This is a genomic window from Kitasatospora sp. NPDC008050, from assembly GCF_042957465.1.
GTDB lineage: Bacteria > Actinomycetota > Actinomycetes > Streptomycetales > Streptomycetaceae > Kitasatospora.
This window is the reverse complement of sequence record NZ_JBIBIJ010000059.1, coordinates 1-3107: the sequence shown is the minus strand read 5'-3', so window position 1 is coordinate 3107 and position 3107 is coordinate 1. Positions and strand designations below refer to the sequence as shown.

The following is a 3107-nucleotide window of genomic DNA, read 5'->3' as shown; positions in this document are numbered from 1 at the left end:
ACCACCCCCAACTGGACCGCCTACTACGCCCAACAACAACGCCGCCGCATCCCCCTCCCCACCTACCCCTTCCAACACAAGCACTACTGGCTGGACCGGCAGACCACAGCGCAGGCCACCGACAGTGCCGCCACCGCGCGCCGCGACAACATCGCGGACTGGTTCTACGCCCCGTCCTGGCAGCGAGCCGCTCTGCCCGCCGGGGGGCAGCCGGACTGCGGCCGGCACTGGCTGGTCTTCGCCGACGGCCTGGGCGTGGCCGAGGCGGTCGTCGAGCGGCTGCGGTCCGGCGGCGCCACCGTCACCGTGGTGGCGGCGGCCGACACCTGGTCCGAGCCGGGCGAGGGCCGGTACGGCATCGACCCCGCCCGCAGCGCCGACTACGACCGGCTGATCAACGCGCTCCGTGAGGGCCCCGCCGGTGTACCCACCCGCATCGTCCACGCCTGGAGCGTCACCGCACCGGGCGAGGAGGGGAGCCTCCAGCACGGCTTCGAGAGCCTGATCCGCCTCGCCCAGGCCCTCGTTCGCCACCCGGACAGCGAGCCGCGGCGGATCTGGGTGCTCAGCAACGGGCTGCACAACGTCACCGGTGCCGAGCTGCTCTCGCCGCTGAAGGCCACCCTGCTGGGCCCGTGCCGCGTGCTGCCCCGCGAGCTGCCCGGCACCACCTGCCGCAGCGTCGACCTCGACTGCCCGACGGCTCCTACCGAGGCTCAGCTGGTAAGGCTGATGGCCGAGTTGGTCGCTGAGCCGGAGCCCGGCACGGAAACGGTGGCCCACCGAGGGGGCCACCGCTGGTCCCAGCACTACCTGCCGCAGCCACTGCCCCGACGTGACCAGGCGCCGGCGGTGCGCAGGGGTGGTGTCTACCTGGTCACCGGCGGCACCGGCGGCCTGGGCCTGGCCCTGGCCGAGCACCTCGCGGCCGCGGGAGCACGGATCGCGCTCACCGCGCGCACCCGGCTGCCGGACGCCGCGCAGTGGGACTCCTGGCTCGTCCGCAACCCGGGCAAGGGCCGACTCACCGAGACCGTGCGGACCTTGGTCCGCCTGCGGGACGCGGGTGCGGAGCTCCTGGTGTTCCAGGCCGACGTGAGCGACCAGGCGGCGATGCGCGAGGCCGTCCGGCAGACCACCCTGCGCTGGGGAGCCGTCCACGGCGCCTTCCACACGGCGGGCGTGGCCGGTGGCGGCCTGATCCAGCTCAAGGACCTCCAGGCGGCCGCCGAGGTGCTGCTCCCGAAGGTACGCGGCACCCTGGTACTGGAGGAGGTCCTGGCAGACCAGGAGCTGGAGTTCCTGGTCCTGTTCGGCTCGAACGGTGCGAACATCGGCAGTGTCGGACAGGTCGACTACTGCGCCGCGAACTGCTTCCTCGACGCCTTCGCGCAGGACCGCGGCCGTCGGCAGCGGGTGATCTCGATCGACTGGGGTCCGTGGCGGGAGATCGGCATGGCGGTCGGTACCGCTACGCCGTCCGGCACCGAGCAGGTGGACCAGCGCGCCATGTCAGCCGCCGAGGGACTGTGGGCCCTCGACACGATCCTGGCCGGTGCCTCGGAGTCGCAGATCATCGTGTCGCCCGCCGAGCTCTCGGCGCTCTTCGCGGGCGCCTTCTCGCTGGGCCAGGACGCCACCACGGAGCCCCACACCGCCGTGCACGACCGCCCGAACATCCTGACCGAGTTCGTGGCACCGCGCAGCGACACCGAGCGCACGGTGTGTGAGGTGTGGCAGGACCTGCTGGGCATCGAGAAGGCCGGCATCCAGGACAGCTTCTTCGATCTGGGCGGCAACTCCCTGATCGCGATCCAGCTGGTGAGCACCGTCAACACCAGGCTGGGCACGAAGCTCACGCTCGGCGACCTGTACGAGGGGCTGACGGTCGCGCACCTGGCCGGCCTGGTCGACAAGCCCGTACAGCAGGCAACACCTGACGACCTCAAGGCACTTGAGGAACGCAGAGAGAAGATGCAGCAGCAGCGGCGGCGTCAGCAGCAACGGCGTCGAACGGCAAGGGGCGAATGATGACCACTGAGTTGACGGATCTCCCGGAACGGGACGGCGTCGCGATCATCGGGATGGCGGGGCGTTTCCCCGGCGCCGGGGACCTGACCGAGTTCTGGTCGAACCTGCGCGACGGCGTCGAGTCGATCGTCGCCCTGACCGACGAGGAGCTGGCGGCAGCCGGCGTGCCACCCGAGGACTTCGACCGGCCCGACTACGTCAAGGCCGCACCCAGGTTCGAGGGCATCGGCCTGTTCGACGCGGAGTTCTTCGGGTACACCGCCCGCGAGGCCAAGATCATGGACCCCCAGCACCGGCTCTTCCTGGAGACGGCCTGGGCCGCACTGGAGCACTCCGGTTACGACGCCGCCCGGTACGACGGCAGCATCGGTGTCTTCGGCGGCGCCAGTACCACCGCCTACCTCGGGAACATCCTCAGCAACCTGGAGCAGGGCGAGGCGATCAAGGGCGAGAACGTCGGCCTGGGCTTCGAACTCGCCTTCCTGACCAGCCGGGTGTCGTACAAGCTCGACCTGCGGGGGCCGAGCTTCCCCGTCCAGACCGCCTGCTCCAGCTCACTGGTCGCGCTGCACGCAGCCTGCCAGAGCCTGCTCAACTACGAGTGCGACATGGCGCTTTCGGGTGCGGTCTCCTACAAGGTGCCCGAGAACACCGGCTACCGCTACCAGGAGGGAGCCTTCCTCTCCCCGGACGGGCACATCCGCCCGTTCGACGCGGATGCCCGGGGCACGGTCTTCGGCAACGGCGTCGGCGTGGTGACACTGAAGCGGCTGGAGGACGCGCTGGCCGACGGCGACACCATCCACGCCGTGATCAAGGGATCGGCCGTCAACAACGACGGCGGGGTCAAGGCGAGTTTCACGGCACCGACCGTCGCCGGACAGGCCGAGGTGATCACGCAGGCACTGACCGTCGCGGAGGTCGCCCCCGAGAGCATCGACTACATCGAGGCGCACGGCAGCGGCACCGTGATCGGCGATTCGATCGAGGTGCAGGCGTTGTCGCGGGCGTTCGGCAACACCGGATCCTGCGCCATCGGCTCACTCAAGGGCAACGTCGGCCACCTCGACGCCGCC

2 protein-coding genes are annotated in these 3107 nt (G+C 70.6%); both read left to right on the top strand.

The annotated features are described in order from the left end of the window. Positions 1-2031 (top strand): SDR family NAD(P)-dependent oxidoreductase (locus tag ACFZB9_RS36820; protein WP_391454520.1); only part of this gene is annotated, 2031 nt, incomplete at its 5' end. Then, the coding region (locus ACFZB9_RS36815) for a beta-ketoacyl synthase N-terminal-like domain-containing protein (RefSeq protein ID WP_391454519.1) at positions 2031-3107 on the top strand (1077 nt) is incomplete at its 3' end. The genes ACFZB9_RS36820 and ACFZB9_RS36815, both read left to right, overlap by 1 nt.